This is a genomic window from Mycetohabitans endofungorum, assembly GCF_037477895.1.
Taxonomy (GTDB): domain Bacteria; phylum Pseudomonadota; class Gammaproteobacteria; order Burkholderiales; family Burkholderiaceae; genus Mycetohabitans.
The window spans coordinates 1788124-1808305 of record NZ_CP132744.1; the positions used below are offsets into that span (position 1 = coordinate 1788124).

General features: G+C 57.1%; 12 protein-coding genes, 1 tRNA gene and 2 pseudogenes. 7 read left to right on the forward strand and 8 right to left on the reverse strand.

Annotated features, from left to right (window positions below):
• Positions 1-37 precede the first annotated feature (37 nt).
• The 4 genes and pseudogenes from RA167_RS07730 to RA167_RS07745 form a co-directional block, all read right to left on the reverse strand.
• Entirely contained in the window at positions 38-1516 is a 1479-nt protein-coding gene (locus tag RA167_RS07730) for an RNA polymerase factor sigma-54 (protein WP_076785107.1), read from the reverse strand.
• A gap of 225 nt (positions 1517-1741) precedes the next feature.
• A pseudogene (gene ligD / locus RA167_RS07735) lies at positions 1742-2635 on the reverse strand (non-homologous end-joining DNA ligase); the annotation flags it as partial.
• Positions 2636-2687: 52 nt separating this feature from the next.
• Positions 2688-2849, reverse strand: coding sequence for a DUF1328 domain-containing protein (locus RA167_RS07740; RefSeq protein ID WP_076785108.1), 162 nt, complete (start codon positions 2847-2849; stop codon positions 2688-2690).
• A gap of 71 nt (positions 2850-2920) precedes the next feature.
• Positions 2921-3202, reverse strand: a complete 282-nt coding sequence (locus RA167_RS07745) for a hypothetical protein (protein WP_139336968.1) — start codon at positions 3200-3202, stop codon at positions 2921-2923.
• A 185-nt stretch (positions 3203-3387) separates the two neighbouring features.
• On the opposite strand from RA167_RS07745, the gene RA167_RS07750 reads away from it, so the two are divergent.
• From RA167_RS07750 to RA167_RS07760, 3 genes are all read left to right on the forward strand, one after another.
• Positions 3388-3768 (forward strand): DUF3175 domain-containing protein, encoded by a 381-nt coding sequence (locus RA167_RS07750; RefSeq protein ID WP_076785110.1) that lies wholly within the window; start codon positions 3388-3390, stop codon positions 3766-3768.
• 45 nt (positions 3769-3813) lie between these two features.
• Complete coding sequence (locus RA167_RS07755) at positions 3814-5127, forward strand: cation:proton antiporter (RefSeq protein ID WP_076785111.1); 1314 nt, start codon at positions 3814-3816, stop codon at positions 5125-5127.
• 86 nt (positions 5128-5213) lie between these two features.
• The gene (locus RA167_RS07760; RefSeq protein WP_076787253.1) at positions 5214-7139 is read left to right on the forward strand and encodes a PAS domain-containing hybrid sensor histidine kinase/response regulator; all 1926 of its coding nucleotides are present in this window, start codon (positions 5214-5216) and stop codon (positions 7137-7139) included.
• A 185-nt stretch (positions 7140-7324) separates the two neighbouring features.
• Here RA167_RS07760 and RA167_RS07765 read toward each other — a convergent pair whose 3' ends face one another.
• Positions 7325-8386: a porin gene (locus RA167_RS07765; RefSeq protein ID WP_076787255.1), complete on the reverse strand. Its 1062-nt coding sequence runs from the start codon at positions 8384-8386 to the stop codon at positions 7325-7327.
• A 631-nt stretch (positions 8387-9017) separates the two neighbouring features.
• Between RA167_RS07765 and RA167_RS07770 the strand changes: the two genes are divergently transcribed.
• The 4 genes and pseudogenes from RA167_RS07770 (at position 9018) to RA167_RS07785 (ending at position 10443) form a co-directional block, all read left to right on the forward strand.
• Positions 9018-9094: transfer RNA gene (locus RA167_RS07770), tRNA-Pro, on the forward strand.
• A 537-nt stretch (positions 9095-9631) separates the two neighbouring features.
• A complete protein-coding gene (locus tag RA167_RS07775) occupies positions 9632-9748 on the forward strand; it encodes a DUF4160 domain-containing protein (RefSeq protein ID WP_237574250.1) in 117 nt (38 codons plus the stop codon).
• Between the two features lie 109 nt (positions 9749-9857).
• On the forward strand, positions 9858-10106 hold the full coding sequence (locus tag RA167_RS07780) for a DUF2442 domain-containing protein (protein ID WP_076785112.1): 249 nt from the start codon (positions 9858-9860) through the stop codon (positions 10104-10106).
• 58 nt (positions 10107-10164) lie between these two features.
• Positions 10165-10443, forward strand: a pseudogene (locus tag RA167_RS07785) (toxin-antitoxin system HicB family antitoxin).
• Between the two features lie 380 nt (positions 10444-10823).
• Here RA167_RS07785 and RA167_RS07790 read toward each other — a convergent pair.
• From RA167_RS07790 to RA167_RS07800, 3 genes are all read right to left on the reverse strand, one after another.
• A complete protein-coding gene (locus RA167_RS07790) occupies positions 10824-18263 on the reverse strand; it encodes a non-ribosomal peptide synthetase (protein WP_083706073.1) in 7440 nt (2479 codons plus the stop codon).
• 1008 nt (positions 18264-19271) lie between these two features.
• Positions 19272-19685 carry a MerR family transcriptional regulator gene (locus RA167_RS07795; RefSeq protein WP_076785113.1) on the reverse strand — a complete coding sequence of 138 codons (414 nt, stop codon included), beginning with the start codon at positions 19683-19685 and terminating at the stop codon, positions 19272-19274.
• Between the two features lie 75 nt (positions 19686-19760).
• On the reverse strand, positions 19761-20162 hold the full coding sequence (locus tag RA167_RS07800; RefSeq protein WP_041753362.1) for an integration host factor subunit alpha: 402 nt from the start codon (positions 20160-20162) through the stop codon (positions 19761-19763).
• Positions 20163-20182 lie beyond the last annotated feature (20 nt).

A 20182-nucleotide genomic window follows, 5' to 3' on the forward strand; every position in this document is an offset into this window, starting at 1 on the left:
CGCCAAGCGCCGCGCTGCCAGAGCGCCAACGACGACTTTACATCTGCCGGCGCAACTCTGCCGGCGGCACCTTCATTTGCTGCCGGTACTTAGTCACGGTACGCCGGGCCACCTGGATGCCCTGCTGCGTTAGCATCCGCGCAAGCGTGACGTCGGACAAGGGATCGTGCGCATCCTCGGCATCGATCATTTCCTTAAGCAATGCCCGCACGGCCGCCGCGGAACACGTTCCGCCGCTTTGGGTGCACAGTTCACGAGGGAAAAAGTGCTTGAATTCGAATATGCCGCGCGGCGTCGCCATGTATTTGTTGCCCGTGGCGCGCGAGATCGTCGACTCGTGCAGGCCCAGCTCGTCCGCGACGTCGCGCAGCACGAGCGGCTTTAGTGCGATTTCACCGTACAGGAAGAACGCTTTTTGGTGGGCCACAATGCATTCGGCGACCCGCTGGATCGTATCGAAGCGCTGTTGCGCGTTACGCAACAGCCAGCGCGCTTCCTGCAATTGCTGCCCCAGCGGCGAACGGTTAGTGCCCGATGCTTGCGCAAACAAATCCGCGTACATCCGGTTGATCCGAGCGCGCGGTAGCACTGCGGGATTCACGGTGACGACGAACTTGTCCCGAGCCTGCCGCACGATCACGTCCGGCACGACATAGTTGTCCTCAGCCCGTCCATATGCATTACCGGGCTTCGGATCAAGCTTGCGGATGAGCGCACAGGCCTCGTGCAACGCACGCATGCTGCAACCAATATGCTTCTGCAATTCACCGAGTTCGCGCCGTGCCAGCCGCTCCAAATGATGCACGATGATCTCACGCGCAATGTCGCGCCGTGGCGTGTCATCCGGCATCGCGTTCAACTGCAACAGCAGGCACTCGGACAATGAGCGGGCACCGATACCAGGCTTGTCCAACGATTGCACAAAGCGTAACGCAACCAATAGCTCCTCGTCGGTGGGTGGCGTGCCAAGCTCGGCAAGCGCGGCCAATTCCGACAGCGATTGTCGCAGGTAACCATCGTCATCCAGCGCCTCGATCACCAATTGAGCCAGTTCCCGGTCACGCTCATCGAGGCGATACAGGCACAACGTACCCTGCAATTGCTCGCGCAGCGACGGCTGAGTGCGTACCCAGGCGATCGGATCACTGTTGTCCGCGCCACTGTGTTCGCGAATTGGGCCGTGATCATACGGATCGCCAGCGAAATCCGTGGTGACCGTATCCGAATAGGGCGTCTCCGCCACCACACCGGCGGCCTCCGCGCCGCTGGTGATGGGTTCAGCGCAGGACGGCAACGCACCGTCCCCACTCTCACAGTCGGCGCCGGCCAGCGTATCCGGTGCGGCGTCTTCGGCTCCGCTCAACGAGTCGTCTTCGAGAAAAGGATTGGAGTCCAGCGCCGCGCGCAGTTCTTGCTGGAACTCGACGGAAGACAGCTGCAAAAGGCGTACCGACTGCTGCAGTCGCGGCGTCAATGCCAGCGACTGACGCATGCGTTGTTCCAGTAGTTGGGGCATTTTCGGTAATCCTTCAATTTGAGTAACAAGCGCGACCGCGCACGCGCAATGCGGCGTGGAGCGCTGTTTCATTAGCAAGCAACACTCGTACCAACTGCATGATGGGCCACTATGCGGCGAGCACATGCCGATCCCGGCGCGCTGTGGCTACGCCTGCCCGTGCCCTTTTTACAACGCTTCGGGAAGACATTCACCGTCGGATACCGGGCCAGGTCAGCAGTGTGCTCAGGCCTCCTCGCCGCCCGGCTCCAAGCGTTCAAGCATTGCCGCTGTGACGCGCTGGCGCGTGTTCCAATAGTCGGCCCAAGGGTCTGCGCCTAATTGGTCGAGCCGTTCGGCGACGTTGCGCAATGTCCATTGCGTCGCGCTGCTCGTACGGGGCACCTCGTCCCACGTGAGCGGCATCGACACAGCAACCCCTGGGCGGGCGCGCGGCGCGTAGGCGGCGATCGTGGTCGCACCGCGGCTATTGCGCAGGTAATCAATGAAGATCTTGCCACGGCGGTTCTGCTCGCCCATTTTCGCGCCAAACTGCTCTGGCCAGACGGTAGCCATATGGCAGGAAACGCGCTGCGAGAACGCCTTGGCGTCGTCCCAACCGACGTGTGAGCCTAACGGGACGACTACGTGCAATCCCTTTCCGCCGCTGGTCTTGCACCAGCACCGCAAGCCAAGGTCAGCCAACACAGTACGCAGACGTTCGGCGGCCTCGAGCATAGCGCGCCACGGCAACGTTGGGTCGGGATCGAGATCAAAGACGACTCGGTCGGGATGTTCAATGGCAGGGATCTGTGCGTTCCATGTATGGAGCTCGATCGCGTCCATCTGGGCGGCCCCCACCAGCGCCGCCGTATCGTCGATGGTAATCAGTGGCTTGTGTTCGGGGTCCAGACCTTCGTGCTGCGTGACATGCGGTATCGCAAGCCGGTCGCTATGCCTTTGGAAGAACAACTCTGCATCGATCCCGCCCGGCGCGCGCAATAACCCGACGGGCCGTGCGCGCAGATGAGGCAGCAACACCGGGGCCACCCATTCGAAATAGCGAACCAGGTCAATTTTGCGGGTGCCGGTGTGCGGATCCATCACCCGATTAGGATGCGAAATCCGAACACCCGCCACCGTCTCATATAGGTTACGTTGCTCCGAGTCTTTCACTTTCATACAGTAGGGGTTATCGCCTAATCAGGCCAAGCAACAACGTCGCCAAAAAAATCACGAGGAAGATAAAAAACAGTATTTTCGCGATTTCAGCTGCGCCCGTAGCGATCCCGCCAAAGCCGAACACGGCGGCGATAATGGCAATGATGAAAAAAATAACAGCGTAACGAAGCATGGCTTTCTCCCCCAGATCAAAGACCGACAATGGCCATCGGCACATGACTCAACCCCTTGCGCGCGTGCCAGTCATGCATGCAGATGGAACCCGTCAGATAATGGGACGCATAGCTTTTCGTGCATGACCAACGCCGCTTCCATGGTACGCCGGGATGTCGCCATGCCAATGTACTCGACGATCTCACGGTAGCTTTCGACCGCCACTAGGTTCTGCTCAAACGCGTCGTTGAACAACTCAGCGACCGTTTGCCGGTTGGCGCCGTAACCGACAGTCACCATACCTTGCACGAGCCGTTCGACGGCAAGCTTGTGGATCGCCCGTATGTCCCTCAGCGTCGACATCCGTGACATGGCGTACCTCGAGTTTGGACAGTGTGAGTCATACCGCCGGACGTGGCGGACCCGGCGTCTCAGCTTCCTTCAGCACAGCATCAATCATGCCTGGTTGCTCTGCCGCCTCCATCCCGGACAGCCAAGTCGGTGACGCATGGGCATGAACCTTGCAATAGCGCGTTGTCGCATACCGGGAGACCACCATGACAAGCAGCACCCGTTCCCACCCGTCTATCCGGCACCGTAATGGCCGTCCGCCGCGCCAGCGTCACGCGGCAGCGCGCGCCGCCCATCGCAGCAACCGTGCAAAGCACTGGTCACGCGACGTGACTCAGCACAGCCACGCATTGGACCTGGAGTCGAACGTTTTCACGCTGGGCACGGCGCAGCAAATCGCTGAATCGCTTAAGCGCTCGTCGATGCGCAGCACGCGGCGTCGCGGCACACCGTTTCAATCAGCCATGTCGATGCTGAATTTCTACATCAACCGCGCTGGAAAGCACTTACCTGCGTCGCGCCGCCAGGTCCTGGAACGGTCCAAACAGGCATTGCGGCACGCATTCGGCCGGCGCCGGGGATCGTGACGATGCGCGCCCGAGCGTCTATCCGACAGAGCGCGCTTATGCATCATGCGTGAAACAACCTGGTTCTTCATCGTGGGCGGCGTCTTCGTCGTGATGGGCATCACCGGCTCGATGCTCAAGCGCCTGCCTTGCAGCAGCGCGATGCTGTATCTGGCAATAGGCGCTGCGCTCGGCACGCCCGGGGCCGGAATGCTCGCACTCGATATTTTTCGCGACGCGCATTTGCTGCGAATGTTGACCGAAGTGGCCCTGCTCGTGTCACTGTTCGCCATTGGCTTACGGTTGCGGGTGCCGCTGGCCGATCCGCTTTGGGGCTTGCCGCTAAGACTCGGCGTGCTGGCAATGCTAGTCACGATACCGTTACTGACTGCGTTCGGCATGGTAGTACTCGGTCTGCCAGTCGGTCCCGCACTGTTGATAGCCGCCATTCTGGCTCCGACCGATCCCGTGCTGGCCCACGACGTTCAAGTACAAGACTCGCGCGATCAAGACCGGATGCGTTTTGCGCTGTCCGGCGAAGGCGGATTGAACGACGGAGCGACCATGCCGTTCGTGCTCCTAGGCATTGCGTTATGCACCCAACCGGATAGGTCAGTCGCCGCGGCGCTGTCCCCGGTCTTCGTTGCTCATGCGCTCTGGGGCTGCATCGGTGCAATCGGCATCGGCGGCGCCCTCGGATGGGCAACGACCCACGTAGTGACATGGCTGCGTACACGGCATGCACAGGCACTGGACCTGGAGGGCTTTTTCGCCCTCGGGCTGATCGGGTTGTCGTACGGCGCTGCAGAGCTTGCCCATACCTACGGATTCCTTGCAGTATTTGCCGCCGGTGTCGCGATGCGCCGCGTCGAGCATCGCGCCAGTGGCGAGCGCACGGCGCAAGCGGCGATCGGCACACTCAACCCACAGGACGTTCAAGCTACCGCAGCACATCCAGACAAGGCTCATGCCTACATGGCCGAGTCCATTCTCGGCTTCACGATCGAACTGGAAAGGATCGCGGAAATGGCCACCATGATCGTCATCGGCAATGTACTGACCACCTTGCCGATGCCGTTGTTCAGCCCGCGCAATGCGATGGTGGCGGCTGCGCTGTTCCTGCTTGTTCGCCCACTCGCGGTGGGTATTTCGCTGGCCGGCTCCCGCGCATCACCGGCGCAGCGTCGCCTGATGAGCTGGTTTGGCATCCGTGGAATCGGTTCGTTTTACTACACCGCCTGCGCGATTGAGCACGGTGTACAGGCCAGCACGACAATTGTATCCATTGTATTGTTCACCGTCACCGCATCGGTTGTGGTCCACGGCATTTCCGCTACGCCGTTGATTAACTGGTATCAGCAATGGCGACAGGCTTATTAATAAAGCGCCAAATTGGGAATTCATACCGCTATGCAAGACAGACCTCCAGTGCCACTAGCCAACCTGTGGAAACAAAGGTGACCACGATGCCAGGGCGAGCCGTGCTGCATGATCCCGCCACTTTCGAAATGATGGTCCAGAATATCAAGGACTACGCGATTTTCATGCTTGACCCACAAGGCCATGTCGCGAGTTGGAATACCGGTGCTCAGTACATTAAGGGATACCGTGCCGATGAAATCATTGGGCGCCACTTTTCGGTGTTCTACAATCCGGCGGACATCGCGGACGGCAAACCCGAGTATGAATTGCAGCATGCCGCTGAATTCGGCCGCGTTGAGGATGAGGGTTGGCGCGTCCGTCAGGATGGGTCGAGATTCTGGGCCAATGTCGTGATCACAGCGCTGCGCGCGCCATCGGGCGAACTGTGCGGCTTCGCGAAAGTCACCCGAGACTTGACCGAGCAACGTGCGGAGGAGGATAAGCTTCGCCAGAGCGAAGAACGGTTCAGACTGATGGTCGAATCAGTCAAGGACTACGCGATCGTCACGCTGGATCCGCAAGGCCGCGTGGTGAGCTGGAATGCCGGCGCCATGCAGATCAACGGGTATCGTTCAGAAGAGGTGATGGGTCGCCATATGTCTATCTTCTATCGCGACGACGATGACACCAACGGCATGCCCGAGCAGCAGTTGCAAGCCGCGGCGAACACGGAACGTGTCGAAGACAATGCATGGCGCGTACGCAAGGACGGCACATTGTTTTGGGCTAATGTCGTGATCACGGCGGTACGCGACGCCGCCGGCACACTGCTCGGCTTCACCATGGTGACGCGCGATATGACCGAGCACAAACGTCTAGAGGAACTAGAGCTGTCCAGCCGCCGCATGAGCGAGTTTCTCGCGATGCTTGCTCATGAATTGCGCAATCCGCTCGCTCCCGTGCGTAATGCAGTCAGCGTCATGCAGTTGGTCCCGAACGTCGATGCGACGATGCGTCATTGCCGTGACGTGATCGATCGGCAGGTCAGCCATTTGACGCGACTTGTCGACGATCTGTTGGACATCGGGCGGATCACCACCGGCAAGTTGGAGCTGCGCCTGGCCTGCGTCGACATAGCGGAAGTCGTCGCCCGTAGCGTAGAAGCGGCCCGCCCCTTCATCGACGAGCGTTGGCAGACCTTGCATGTACAATTGCCGCACAGGCCGGCCTGGGTCCGTGGCGACATGACGCGATTGGTCCAGGTGGTGCAGAACTTGCTGGACAATGCCTCCAAGTTCTCGCCCAGCGGCGCCGGGATCAGCATCGAAGTCACCGTCGAAAAGCGCATGCTCTTACTGCGTGTGATCGACCAGGGCCGGGGCATCTCGCAGCAGGGACTGAAGTCGATCTTCAACCTGTTCGTGCAAGAAAACCACGCACAGAATCCAACCGATACTGGCCTGGGGATTGGTCTCACGCTGTGCCGTTCGCTGATCGAACTTCACGGCGGAATGATCGACGCGTCCAGTGATGGGCTCGGCTGCGGCAGCACGTTCACGATACGTTTGCCGATCGCCCGACATCAGGCACTCGCGGATCCGCCGGCATCGTCCAGCGTCATCATGTCTACGCCGTCAATACCCCTACGGGTGCTCGTCGTGGACGACAATCGCGATTCCGCCGACAGCCTCGCCATCCTGCTCGAACTCAAGGGCCACATGGCCCGCGTGGCCTACGACGGCGCGCACGCAATCGAGATCGCACGCGTGTTCCTGCCGGATCTCGTGCTGACTGACCTGGCCATGCCCAATGTCGACGGGTTCGGCGTGGCGGGCGTACTGCGTTCGAACGTGGACCTGTCCGGCTCGACACTTGTTGCGATGTCTGGCTTCGGCCAGCCGGGAGACCGGGCTCGATCGTTGGCCAGCGGTTTCGACGCGCACTTGGTCAAGCCGATCGAACCGACCCAGTTGGACAAGCTGCTCGAGCACAGCATGCGGCAAGCCGGCAAGGACTCCGTGCAACGCTGACGCCTCGCGTCTCGATGTACCGTGCACCGTGCTTCGGTGTTCGGTGTTCGGTGTTCGGTGTTCGGTGTTCGGTGTTCGGTGGTCGGTGGTCGGTGGTCGGTGGTCGGTGGTCGGTGGTCGGTGGTCAGCGCATCTGTCATCGGCGCATCAGTTCAACTGGGCGACTGACGAGTGATGCTGGTAAATTAAAAACGGTGGCGAACGCCTGCGGCGATCAATAGCTGGCTCCCACCAGATGCGGGATCGGCGGTATTGATCATGGCTGGCATGCCGGCTGATGCTCGCTGATAAATTGCCTCCACGTAGGTGTCGGTACGCTTGGAAAGTGCATAATCGAGTTGCGCGGCACCCTGGTGCCAGTGAGCATCGGACGCTTTCGTATACGTGTATAGGCCGGCCAGCGTCAACGTGGGCATGAGTTGATATACGCCATTGACCTCGTAGTTACTCAATCCGATCGAACGGGCACTAGCGCCCATGTCGGCATCCACGACACCCGTATAGGTCGCACGGGACCACGCGGCACCCAGCGTCAGGTCTCCCAGCGAATAGTTCGCGCCGACGCCGTAGGTATTCTGCACGCCGACGGCGGCGTTGAGCACGTCGCGGTTTGAGCCGGGCAGCGCCGCAATATCGTAGGCGCCGGCTGCCGTCCTGCCACGGCCGCCCACGTGAAGGTATGCGGCGCCCGCATTAAACGGGCCGTTTTGGTAGTTCGCCCCAACGCTGTACGCACGGTTATTTGCGAATTGTCCCGCCGCGTTCGAGAACGCATACATGCCGCCCGCGCTGAAACCCGCGAACTGGGCACTGGTGTACTTGATCGAATTGCGCGCGAGGTACGAGTTGTTCGCGTTATCGTTGTCAAACGGATGGGCAAACGCAGTGCCTCCCGCCCCGCCCGTCAGCGTGAAGGGGGAAAAATAGTCATGAACCGCATCGTACTGGTGACCCAACGTGATCGTGCCGTATCGCTCGTTGCCTAAACCGACGTAATACGGATGGTCATTCAGTGATTGCCCGTTGGTCACCGCGAAGCCGTGTTCGAGCCGGAACACCGATTTGTTTCCGCCACCGAGGTCTTCCGAGCCTTGCACTCCCCAATAGCTGCCGTCGATCAAGCCACTGGTCGCCTTGTACTGCGCATGGTCGGCGACATTGCTCAACCATGCGACGCCAGTGTCCAATTCACCGTACAGCGTTACACTGCTCTGTGCGTACGCTTGATTTACGCAGGCAGCTAACATGATTAAATAAAGGCGCCTGTCGACCAGGCGCCGATTTTGTTTGCCAGACATGGGTAGGGGTCACTTGAAAAGAGGAAAGCTGCGATAGTCGACTTGTCGGGACAGCCGCAGTTGTGACTATAGCCCCGCCGTTCGGGCCGCCATGATCGCAAGTGCGCCACGCGCTCTACTGCTTCGCATCTGTTGCCGTGACCGAAATCGCTACTACCTGCTCCCGCCATGCTGGCTGCAAATCCCCCACACTCGCTGCGCCGGCCGCCCACCGGTCCAACAGTCCCATTACGCCACCAGTCCACTATTACGCCAGCCCACTGGCGCGCCAACCAACCGGCCATGCAAGCCACACTGCCCACAAGCCACGCCTGACGCTACAGACCGTCATTAATCGAGCTGAAGGCTCTGGAGGTACCGCTCGGCAGGCGCTGTTCGTGCGCAAGCCCCGCGGCGGCGTGCCGTCCCAGGACGGCGCAGGGCTGTTCGCCTTCGCCCGGTGATGCTGACTTTGCGCAACGAAATCCGGTATCCCGACCGCCCAATGCGCGTAGCGGATCAATGCATCCGACGACACCGCGCATCAGTCAGCTGGATGCGGTTCGCAATCGTGCACATCTCTGCTATACTTCATCGCTTTCGGGGCGTAGCGCAGCCTGGTAGCGTACCTGCATGGGGTGCAGGTGGTCGGAGGTTCAAATCCTCTCGCCCCGACCAGCCTCAAACCCGCGTCAGCTAAGGCTTTCGCGGGTTTTCTCGTTAGTGCCTGTTTTTTATGCAATGGGGAGGCAATTAGAAAATTTCTAATACGTCTCATGCCTTCAGTACCGCTCGGCCCTTTCGACGTCCGCTAGTGCGACGCGCACTGGCCTACCGCCCGGCACCACGTCGAGCTAACGAGCGGCGCGTCATCGGCAGGATCTCCGACCCACCACACACGCGCGCGAAGCTTGTCTATTCGCACTGGTCGTCGGCCGCGACGGCAAAACGCGTGGCCCAACCGTTAAGTTGGAGTTTGCATAGATAGCGATTCTTTTACACGAAGAACCGATAATTAAGATCGATTCGCATTCTGAAAACCCTTGTCCAGCTTGGGTGCTTTTGACATTGCGGAATAGAAGCCGGGCACTGGAGAGACCCTCGGGTCAGCATCTCCGGCAGGACGCCGTCCGGAAATTAGCTTGACAATAGGTGTCAATATTACCACCATGATCTTGGCATCTTTGCAAAGCAATCCGTGAATGGGCATATTCAATGCCGACTGTTTTCAGGTACAAAGGCATCCGGTTTTTCTTCTATTTGAACGAAGGCACGCCGCGTGAGCCGCTGCACATCCATGCGCGGAGCAATGGCAATGATGCGAAATTCTGATTGTATCGTGATGTGCGAATTGCCTACAGCGACGGCTTCAACCGTCAGGAGCAGTTGGATTTAATCCGCGTCGTTCAGGCGCGTCGAGACGAAATCGAGAGGGCTTGGGATGAGCACCTCGGCTAAAGAGCTTCGCTTTGATGATTGCACAATGTGGGTTGAATTGTCAGACGGCCGCACACTCGGCGTGCCGCTGGCATGGTTTCCGCGTTTGTTAAACGCCACGCCCGAACAGCGGGCCTCATATGAAATTGGCCGATACGGCCTACACTGGGAAGCGATTGATGAGGACATTTCCATCGATGGTCTATTGGCCGGACGCGGAGATATGACTCATCGCCCCTCTCACGCGGCCTAATATGCAGACCGACCACTACACTTACCGCATCACATGATCATCTGAAGATGGCGAACACGTGGGACTGTGCGTAAAATTCCCTTCGCTTTCGTGGCTTGCCGCCCGCTACCTCTGAAGAGGCACTCACCGGGATTCGTCAAACGGGTCGCTTCTACTGTAGCTGATATGCAGGCCAGCGGCGAACGTATCCCCGGGCCTATTGCCGATTGGCATTATAGTGGAGAAGTTTCGAGTCCGTATTCCGCCGCAGCTACATCGTATGCTGGCGTTGCAAGCCGCTGAAGAAGTCGTAAGCCTGAACCAACTCGCTAGTGCGAAGCTGGCAACGCCAGGATAACCTATATTATCGGCATTGTAAGCGTCCTGGGCGCAGTTTCTGCGCCCAGGACACGCGCGATCCCATTTCCCGAAGACATTGATACGCTCAAGACCATGCTGCTCGAGCAGGCAGCGGCGGCTTCGCGAGCATGACGCCCAAGTCGCCAACCCCCAAGAGAGGGTGGATTCGCAAAAAAGTGGCGCTGGCTTCGCGCACTGCCAAACTCGAGCAACTGAAGCTACTCATTACCAAGCTTCATCGTATGAAGTTTGGCCGCAAATCGGAGAAGCTGGATCATCAAATCGTACAGAATCCACGTCAACAAGTCCAAATAAGCCCGTCTTGAGCGTTGCCGCAGTCATCAAGACGGTATGCGATCAACGCTTACGATGCGCTTGTCAGGCTAATTGACGCTGCTGTAATTCATCCAGCTTTTGCGCCAAAATACGGCCTATTTCAATGGCTGGCCCTGGCCCTCCCATGTCTCTATGTTTGCAATGAATATGATATGTTTCAATATTTTTAAGAACATAAGGCTTCCATAAATTAGGAGAAGCAAGAGGAGTAGCTTCGTCTTCCGCCATCGTTGCGTAAAAAAACAGCACGTCACCGCAATAAATAGGCGGAGCAGCCTCCTTTAAAAGACGATGATTGTTCTTTATAACATCTCGGGTTTTTTCCCATAAATATTCCCCCACATTTGGAATGCTTTCATCTCCATATCGGGCAAGCAGCTTGATATAAAAGTCCTTTTGGATCATCTCCGGATCCTCGGCTCGCTGAGCATAGTCTGGATAACTATCCAGCAAAGCCAACAGTGCCACCTTTTCGCCCTGTTGCTCAAGCTGTGCCGCCATGCTATGAGCTACATTGCCGCCAAAAGACCACCCCAATAGATGGTAAGGCCCGCCTGGCTGAATGCGGCGGATTTGCTTGATGTAGTCCGAAGCCATTGCGTCAATTGTGTCCGCAAGTGGCGGCACGCCGTTCAATCCTCGGGCTTGTAAGCCATAAACGGGTTGATCAGTATCTAAATGATTGACCAAATTCCTATAAAGCCAGCTTAAACCACTGACAGGATGAACACAAAAAAGAGGCGGCCGGGTGCCGTTGGGCTGAATAGGAAGCAAAATGGCAAATGCATCGTCTTGGATGCACTCCCGCGGCAGTAGGCGTTGGGCCAGCGCAGCGACAGTAGGCGCTTCAAATAGTGAGAGAATAGTGATCTCGGCACCCAACGTGGCGCGAATGCGCTCAATCATTTGCACAGCGAGCAGCGAATGCCCCCCGAGCGCAAAGAAGCTGTCGTGACGACTAATATGCTTGACGCCAAGCAACTCGGCCCAGATTGTCGCGAGCGCATCCTCAATCTCGCCTTGTGGTGCTTCATATATTTGCCGTGCGAAGGCATCGCCTTCCGGCGCAGGCAATGCACGCCGGTCCAGTTTGCCATTGGGCGTAACCGGGAATGCGTCCAGCCGCACGAATGCAGCCGGCACCATGTACTCAGGCAGCGCAGCTGCCACATGAGCGCGCAGCATGCTAGCGAGTTGTTCGTCGGGCTCAACAGCTATCACATAGGCAATAAGCCGCTTGTCGTTATCCTCACCGAGTGCGAGCACCAAAACGTCGCGCACTTGTGGGTGCTTAATCAGGTGCGCTTCGATTTCACCAGGTTCAATTCGAAAACCACGAATTTTGACCTGGTAATCGTTGCGTCCCAGGTACTCTATATTGCCGTCGGGCCGGTAGCGAGCCAGATCGCCACTCTTGTACATCCGCGCGTCAGATGCGCCTGAGAACGGATCGGGCACAAAACGCTCGGCCGTGAGTTCGGGGCGATTGAGATAGCCGCGTGTCACCCCTGTTCCGCCAATATACAATTCGCCAACCGCACCCTGAGGTACCGGCTGGCCATGTACATCAAGTAGGTAAAGCCGCGTGTTCGCAATCGGCCGACCAATCGAAACATTTTCCTCTGTGCATTCTGCTGGACAAGTCCAGACTGTCGTACCAATAGAAGTTTCTGTGGGCCCATATAAATTATGCAGTTGCACTTGGGGAAGCAGCGTTTGGCAAAGTCGGACGCTCGCACCCGACAACGCTTCGCCACTGCAAATTAAATGTTTTAAGGACGTACAGTGCTGGATGCTTCCGCTGTGTAAAAAAGTACGAAGCATAGACGGCACGAAGTGAACGGTAGTGATACGCTGCCGGATAATTAAATCCATAAGCGCAAAGGGATCTTTGTGCGCGTCCGGAGCCGCTACCACAAGGGTGGCGCCGTTCATCAATGTCCAAAATATTTCCCACAGTGAAACGTCAAAACTAAAAGACGTTTTTTGCAAGACGCGATCGTCAGGCGTCAAGCTATAGGCTCGTTGCGAGCGGTTCGGTACCTGGTTTCCTTTTTGCAGGCTGGTTAATGGCGTGGTTTCAAACAGGCGAACAATTTGAGCATGCTCGACCATCACACCCTTTGGGGTGCCGGTTGAGCCGGACGTATAAATGACATACGCGAGATGGTGAGCAGTAAGCTCAGGCACATTGGGATTGGTGCTGGTGGTTTCTGGTAACACAGCTGGATCGAGCACGGTCAGCGAATCGAGGAGTGTCCCGCCCAGCGCAGCACGACCGGCCGCATCGGCCAGTAGAATCGCTGGCGCAGCATCGGTGAGGCAATAGGCGAGGCGCTCAAACGGATACACTGGGTCGAGCGGCACATAGGCGCCGCCCGCCTTTAAAATCGCGAGCAGTCCTACGACCATCGCGGGGCTGCGCTCCATGCAGATTGCAACACGCGTGTCCGGTCGAACACCGAGCTCGATCAGACGATGTGCAAGATGGTTGGCCTGCGCATTCAATTGCGCATAGCTGAGTGTCTGCTGTTCGTACACCAGTGCGGTGGCCTGTGGCGTGCGTTCAGCCTGGGCTTCGAACACCTGGTGAATACAAGTGTGTTGCGGATACGGCTCCGTAGTCGCGTTCCACGTTTCGAGTAAACGTTCGCGCTCTTCACTGGATAATATCTCTAGTTGCCAAACTGGCATGTCGGGCGTGTGCTCGAGCGCTTCGGCCAATCCCTCCAACGCCTGTTGCATATAACCGCACACGCGAGCCGGATCAAACGGTTGCGCAATTTGAGTTGTCAATCCCAGCGCGGTGCCGAAGTCGTCCACCGACAGTATAAGAGGGTAGTTCGTGCGTTCCTCAAAACTAAGGGACTCAATGCCGGATACCGTTTCGCTTTCAACTGTCTGTATTGCATTGTGTCGGTAATTCAACAGTGCACTAAAGAGCGGTGTGCCAGCCGGTACACTACTGCAGCGTTGCGCAAGCGCCAGCGACGCATGCTCATGTTCGAGCAGCGCAGCTAGCCGCGCATGCGTGGCACGCACACTCGCCTGCACACTGCCGTCCAGGTCCACGCGCAACGGTAAAGTATTGACAAATAGCCCCATTGCACTGTCCGCGCCGTCGCCCGCGTGCATTCGTCCGAACAACACGGTGCCGAATACCACACGCTGCTGCCCGCTCGCGCGTGCGAGCACCTGCGCCCAGGCCAAATGACACAAACTGGCTAAGCTTACGTTTAACCGTTTGGCTTGGGCGCGCAGCCGATCGTTTAAAGCCTGCGGCAGCCTCTGGCGTACCTCGGTAATTCGAGTGCCGTCATGATGCACGTCGGCCAGCCCGAACGGCAGCGTCGGTTCTTCCACGTCGGCGAGCATTTCGGTAAAAAAGCGCTCGTGCTCGACTTGTGACACGCCCAGGTACGCTTGCGCAACCAAGTTACGAAACGGCTGTGCAGGTGGCAACGTCTCGCCTCGACCTTCGATAAAAGCTTGGACCTCTGCCTGCATCACTTCTAACGTCGAGTGATCGTGGATTAAATGGTGCAGCAACTGAACAAGCAACCAGCGACCATCACCATTCTGCGTAATCACAAAGCGCAACAACGGAGCTTGTGTCAGATTAAGACAGTGATGTCGGGGATCGAACCGTTGGGCCAATTGTTCAGTGACCTGTCCGGCGGCCGGATCGACCGCGATTTCGGTGATCGACAGCAGCGCGTGACGCCAAACAACCTGCACGGGTTTGGATAGGCCCTCCCAGAAAAACGCGGTACGCAGAATATCATGTCGATTGACAACTTGTTGAACCGCATTCAGGTAACGGTCGAGCAGCGCCCGGTCATCAAAAGCCATTTGGACGATCAGCAGATATGGATCGCCTTTGGTCGACAGTAGATGGTGAAATAAAATACCGTCCTGCATCGGCGACAATGCATAAATGTCCTGGATGTTCGCGACGCCCCCCGGGACCTGTTCGACAATCCGATCAATGTCGGCCTGATTAAGGTTGGCCAGTGGCAGTAACTGGGGGGTCAGCGTTGTAGTGTCGGAGGTAATGAGATTGGGTGGCACAGCCACTTCACGGTGTTGACCTAGCGATCTGGCTAACTCGCTGAGTATCGGCGTTTCAAATAACGCACGCACCGACAGACTCAAGTCCTGGCGCCGCAAACGCTCGATCAGTTGCACCGCGAGCAGTGAATGACCGCCAAGTGCGAAAAAGCTGTCGTGCCGGCCCACGCGCGCTACACCCAGCAATTCGGCCCAGATCGTCGCGAGCGTCGTCTCAAGCTTGCCTTGCGGCGCCTCATAGGCTTGATGCGCAAGCGCCTCGTCATCCGGTGCGGGCAACGCACGCCGATCTAGCTTGCCGTTTGGGGTCAATGGGAACGCGTCAAGCCTCATGAACGCGGCCGGCACCATATACTCGGGCAGTGCCGCGGCCACGTGCGCGCGCAGCGTGCTGGCAAGCTGTTCATCGGGCTCAGCGACCACATACGCGACCAGGCGCTTATCCGCGCCGGCGCCTGTTGCCAGCACGACCGCTTCACGCACCTGCGAATGACCAGCCAGGCGTGCCGCGATCTCGCCCGGCTCGATGCGGAAGCCGCGAATTTTGACCTGCTCATCGTTGCGCCTTAAATACTCTAAATTGCCATCAGGCAAATAACGCGCCAAATCGCCCGTCTTATACATGCGTGCATCGGCACAATCGGAGAATGGATCGGGCATAAAGCGCTCGGCGCTTAGCTCTGGTCGGTTCCAATAGCCGCGTGCGACCCCGGCGCCGCCAATGTATAGCTCGCCGACTGCACCGAGTGGCACAGGCTGGCCGTGCGCATCGAGCAAATAAACGCGCGTATTCGCAATCGGCCGGCCGATCGGTAAACGTTCAGACCGATCGCTAAGCTCAGTTACCTCATAGGTCGTTGAAAAAGTCGTACTCTCGGTTGGCCCGTAGCAGTGAATCAAATGCGTCGGCCCGGACTGCCTTAGCAGCTGCTTGAAAGAATCCAGGTTTTCTTGCTCTCCTCCACAGAGCAGATATTTTAAGCGTGACAAAGCTGGAGCCATGACCGGAACCAGCTGATTAAACAACGCGGTCGTTAAAAAAAGCGTAGTCACCTGATATCGCGAAAGCGCTTCTTCGAAACGGGAGGGATTAAGCACGGTGTCCGAATCGAATATCGCAACACCGCCACCATTGAGCAACGGCGCCCACACTTCAAAGGTACTCGCGTCGAAAGCAGGATTGGCGGCAAACGCGACGCGATCAGCGCCCCCGATGTCAACATAGCCATTGTTGATGGTTAGACGGGCAATAGCATGGTGCGGCACAAGCACACCCTTAGGAGTACCAGTCGAGCCTGAGGTGTACATCATATAGGCCGTATCGAGACTAGTGCGGACTGATTGTTGCAAATCGCTCGCCGGTATATCTGCTATTCCATTGACATCCGTCTGAGATAAATACAACACGGCTGTAGGCAACGTGTCGGGTACCTCGATATGCGTATCGGTCAGTACTAACCGGGCCATGCAATCGGTAACGACCCAAACTTGCCGTTCTGCCGGAGCTCGAGGATCGATTGGGACATAAACTGCGCCCGCTTTGAGAATCGCCAATTGCGCGACGACTAGCTCGATCGAACGTTCAAGTAATGTAGCGACATAGTCGCCTGGCTGGACGCCCCACTCAACGAGTCGATGCGCAAGACCATTAGCCTGCGCATTGAGTTGGGCATAACTCAGTGTCTGCGCTTTATCCACCAGCGCAATCGCGTCTGGCGTGCGTGCCACCTGCGCCTCGAACAGCTGGTGGATACACAAATGTGCTGGGTAGTCTCGTTCCGTCGCGTTCCAGGTGCTCAACAGCAATTCTCGCTCGGCTGCCGGCAATAAGTTTAATTTTCCAGCTGGCACTTCAGCGCCCTCTGCCATCAGCGACGCATGACCCAACTCACGTAAATGCTCGCTGATGCGCTGAACCTGATCGGCATCTAAGCGCTTGGCATCATACAACCAGCGAAATGCGCCGCGCGTATCGATTTGAAGTGTTAGCAGAGCACCGACCGCCTCACCATACGCAACAAGATCTGGCTGCGTTTGATCAGGTAATACCGACACTGCCACTGACCAAGAGTGTGTGGTACGTAAGTCGGGCAGACTACGCAGCGCTGGGCAACGCGCGATTAGATCGCGCACGAATGTGTGGTGGTGTTGGACGCGGGCGTACTCTGCGTCGATATGGGCTAAGTTCCTCGCAAAGGGCTGGTCCAATTCTACCGTGATGTCTATCGGCACCACTGGCGCCAAGCAAGCGAGCGCTTTCAATGGGTCGTCAGCGTCGTTCACGCGCCAGCCGATTTGAAACTGACTCTGCTCTGTCAGACGAGCCAGATAAATCGCCAATACCGTTAGTAATGTCATTACGGGCTGATTTGCCTCGCTTTTCTCCTGCAATGGTGGACACCATGCACTGGTGGCCCAATTAGGTTCAGTGTCACGCTCGCCATGCTCGAAGGGCAGTGTCCAAAACTGCCAACGCGCCAAGCGCTGCTGCCAAAACAATTCATGAGGGGCCAGCGTTTTATGAATCTTTGTGACGGCATCGGACTGTTGCTGGGTAAGCTCAGGCAGTTTCGTGCCTTGAGCAAGACCTGACTGCACTGCCAACGTTTGAGCTGACAGCGGCTCGCCTTCCAGTGTCGCAAAACCACTGATCAACACATCTTCGCTGCCTGTGGCGATTTGCCATGCATGGGGCGTAATGCGAATCACCGTGCCAGCCGCAGCGCCCGAGCGCTGATCTAGTCGTTCAACCCGAGCCACTTGCACCGTTCCCTGCTGAAGCCAAAGCTTGAGACAACCCAACGGATTTGGATAAAGTTCACCGAACGTCAACGCGCGAGCCAATGCGGATAAATCCCGAGCCGAACTCGTCCAACGCAAATAGGCGCCAGCTGGAGGGCGACGATGCTTGGCATAAAAGCTGCGATGGGTTAGGTCTTGCGGACGCACTGTCAATGAGCATTGCCCTAGGTGCGACAATAATTCATTAAACCCTTCCCGCGCTGCCTGATAACACTTTAAATTTAAGGTTAGCGCGGTCTCGTTGGCATCAATGACAACAGGATGTTGGACGGCAATATGTCCGGCATCCACCGCAGCGGCAAGGCGGTGCCAAGTGATCGCATAATCTGATTCATGAGCCAGCAATGCCCATGATGTGGCGTAATGCCCCGCGTAACGAGGCAGGGGCGCGTCATGGTAATTGAACGCGCCTTCGCGGATTTTTTCAATCAGCGACGAGGGCAGGATCAGTGGATTGACAACTGAGAACAGCCAATCAACTGGATGCTGTTCAACATAGGTATTCAATCTCTCAATCGTGTCGACACAATGAATCCCTTCGTCAAGTGCCCATGTCTGCAACACTGCATCGGTAAACAGTACCACCTGAATAATATGCCCTGCGGCCATCAGCTGCCGCGCACAGTAGACGGCTAATGTGCCGCTGCCCACGATTGCGCAGGAACGAGATGGAACCGGTTGGTGTGGAGCGGGCTGTGCACCGATGGCCGTACTGGATGAAAGCGAGTGAATTGCGTTTTTTTCGATCGAAAATTCAAGCCCCACTATTTTATTCTTCATAGCCGCTCCACGTTTATTAACGAGAATGTTGCATTACCGTGCACAACTCTGTCAGCCACCTCTATTTACACAGCGTGCACTGTACGTTGTTACATCGTTCTGCTTCCAGGCTCTTCAAAGTGTGTTATCCACCATTGCTTTAATAAGAGATTCAGCAAAAGTATGCAATGCCCCAATTGTCTAAAAGGCAAGCGGTTTGTCTATTTATGACAATAATTTCGTTTTTGTACTTTTTGTCCGTTAGTAAATCGTCTTATCAACCATGACCGTAATGACGGCACCAACGGTTGACCGGTCCTGGAAACAATGCGATGCTGTAATTAGAGAGATAGTTACGTTATAGGAATAGTCATCAAACTACGCTCCCCTTCCAACGTCGCCAGTTTGTCAGATTCATATGTTTCTTCCGCGCAACGCGCCGATGAAACAGTCCAGTTTTGTATAGGCTATCGCGAACACTGACGCATTGGGGGAGACGTGAGTATCTGGGCATGGCGACTCCCCTCAAAAATAAGACGGCAGGAAGAAAGTACTGCAAATTATGGAAGGTTGCTGCGCTGGCTATACATTTAGAAGGCCGTGCAAACAGATGCCGCCGCCGTCACTTCAGAACTAACTTACGATAATGACAAAGTCACAGCAGCTGCTGGACGACGCGCGGGACGCGCCTGATCATTCTCATACGAAGCGATTGAAGCTCTCCCCCGTTTCCCAACGTCCGAAGGTTGATAGCTGGCCAAACTGCGTCATGAACAGCTCACGCGCTTTCTAGACGGATAACCGAATGGGTCACACATACCAGGCGAATCATCAGGGAAGCACGCACCCGTCGATACGTCACGATCGCTTGCCGTCCGTCAGTAAAACGATCACCTGTCGGATTTCGTCACGCAGTGCATCCACATCGACGGCAACAAGCCGAGGATCCGCTGGCGACACGCCCGCGTCGCCTGGCGGCGGGACTGCACCGCCCGGCTCGTCCGGCAACAGCGCACCGCGTGAATCGAGCCGGTTGCGCGCACCGTTGATCGTGAATCCTTGCTCATACAACAGCTCACGGATCCGCCTGATCAACAGTACTTCATGATGCTGATAATAGCGCCGGTTTCCGCGGCGCTTGACCGGCCTTAACTGCGTAAATTCCTGCTCCCAATATCTGAGCACGTGCGGCTTGACGCCGCACAGTTCGCTGACTTCACCGATCGTGAAATACCGCTTCGCGGGTATCGGGGGCAACGTGACTTTGTCCATCGTCACACGCTCGTCATGTCGGTCTTGGATGCGTCGCGGGGGGCTAAGCACAAGCGGACCCTGACGTGGCTACGTTCAGCGTGACTGCAGGTTCGCAGCGCCGGACTCGACCTGCGCCTTCAGCTTTTGGCTCGCATGGAAAGTCACCACGCGCCGTGCCGCGATTGGGATAGCCTCGCCGGTCTTCGGATTGCGTCCCGGACGTTGCGGCTTGTCGCGCAACTGGAAGTTGCCAAACCCCGAGAGCTTGACGCTCTCACCGTTTTCGAGCGCATCGCGGATTGCCTCAAAGAACGCTTCGACCATGTCCTTTGCCTCGCGCTTGTTCAGACCGACCTGATCGAACAACAACTCGGCCAACTCGGCTTTTGTCAACGTCGGCGTCTCGGATGAAACCGGATTGCTGTAAGCCGGATTATCGCGACTCATCGCACTGCGTTGCGCAGACAGAAGTGCTTCGAATTCACTCGAGTTCATTGGATGCTTATCATATAACA

What these genes read in the sequence shown, in the direction of transcription:
- RA167_RS07800 (WP_041753362.1), bottom strand. Translation starts at nt 20,162, where the DNA reads ATGAACTCGAGTGAATTCGAAGCACTTCTGTCTGCGCAACGCAGTGCG.
- RA167_RS07775 (WP_237574250.1), top strand. Translation starts at nt 9,632, where the DNA reads ATGCCGACTGTTTTCAGGTACAAAGGCATCCGGTTTTTCTTCTATTTG.
- RA167_RS07745 (WP_139336968.1), bottom strand. Translation starts at nt 3,202, where the DNA reads ATGTCACGGATGTCGACGCTGAGGGACATACGGGCGATCCACAAGCTT.
- RA167_RS07755 (WP_076785111.1), top strand. Translation starts at nt 3,814, where the DNA reads ATGCGTGAAACAACCTGGTTCTTCATCGTGGGCGGCGTCTTCGTCGTG.
- RA167_RS07740 (WP_076785108.1), bottom strand. Translation starts at nt 2,849, where the DNA reads ATGCTTCGTTACGCTGTTATTTTTTTCATCATTGCCATTATCGCCGCC.
- RA167_RS07790 (WP_083706073.1), bottom strand. Translation starts at nt 18,263, where the DNA reads ATGGCCGCAGGGCATATTATTCAGGTGGTACTGTTTACCGATGCAGTG.
- RA167_RS07750 (WP_076785110.1), top strand. Translation starts at nt 3,388, where the DNA reads ATGACAAGCAGCACCCGTTCCCACCCGTCTATCCGGCACCGTAATGGC.
- RA167_RS07765 (WP_076787255.1), bottom strand. Translation starts at nt 8,386, where the DNA reads ATGTTAGCTGCCTGCGTAAATCAAGCGTACGCACAGAGCAGTGTAACG.
- RA167_RS07780 (WP_076785112.1), top strand. Translation starts at nt 9,858, where the DNA reads ATGAGCACCTCGGCTAAAGAGCTTCGCTTTGATGATTGCACAATGTGG.
- RA167_RS07795 (WP_076785113.1), bottom strand. Translation starts at nt 19,685, where the DNA reads ATGGACAAAGTCACGTTGCCCCCGATACCCGCGAAGCGGTATTTCACG.
- RA167_RS07760 (WP_076787253.1), top strand. Translation starts at nt 5,214, where the DNA reads ATGCCAGGGCGAGCCGTGCTGCATGATCCCGCCACTTTCGAAATGATG.
- RA167_RS07730 (WP_076785107.1), bottom strand. Translation starts at nt 1,516, where the DNA reads ATGCCCCAACTACTGGAACAACGCATGCGTCAGTCGCTGGCATTGACG.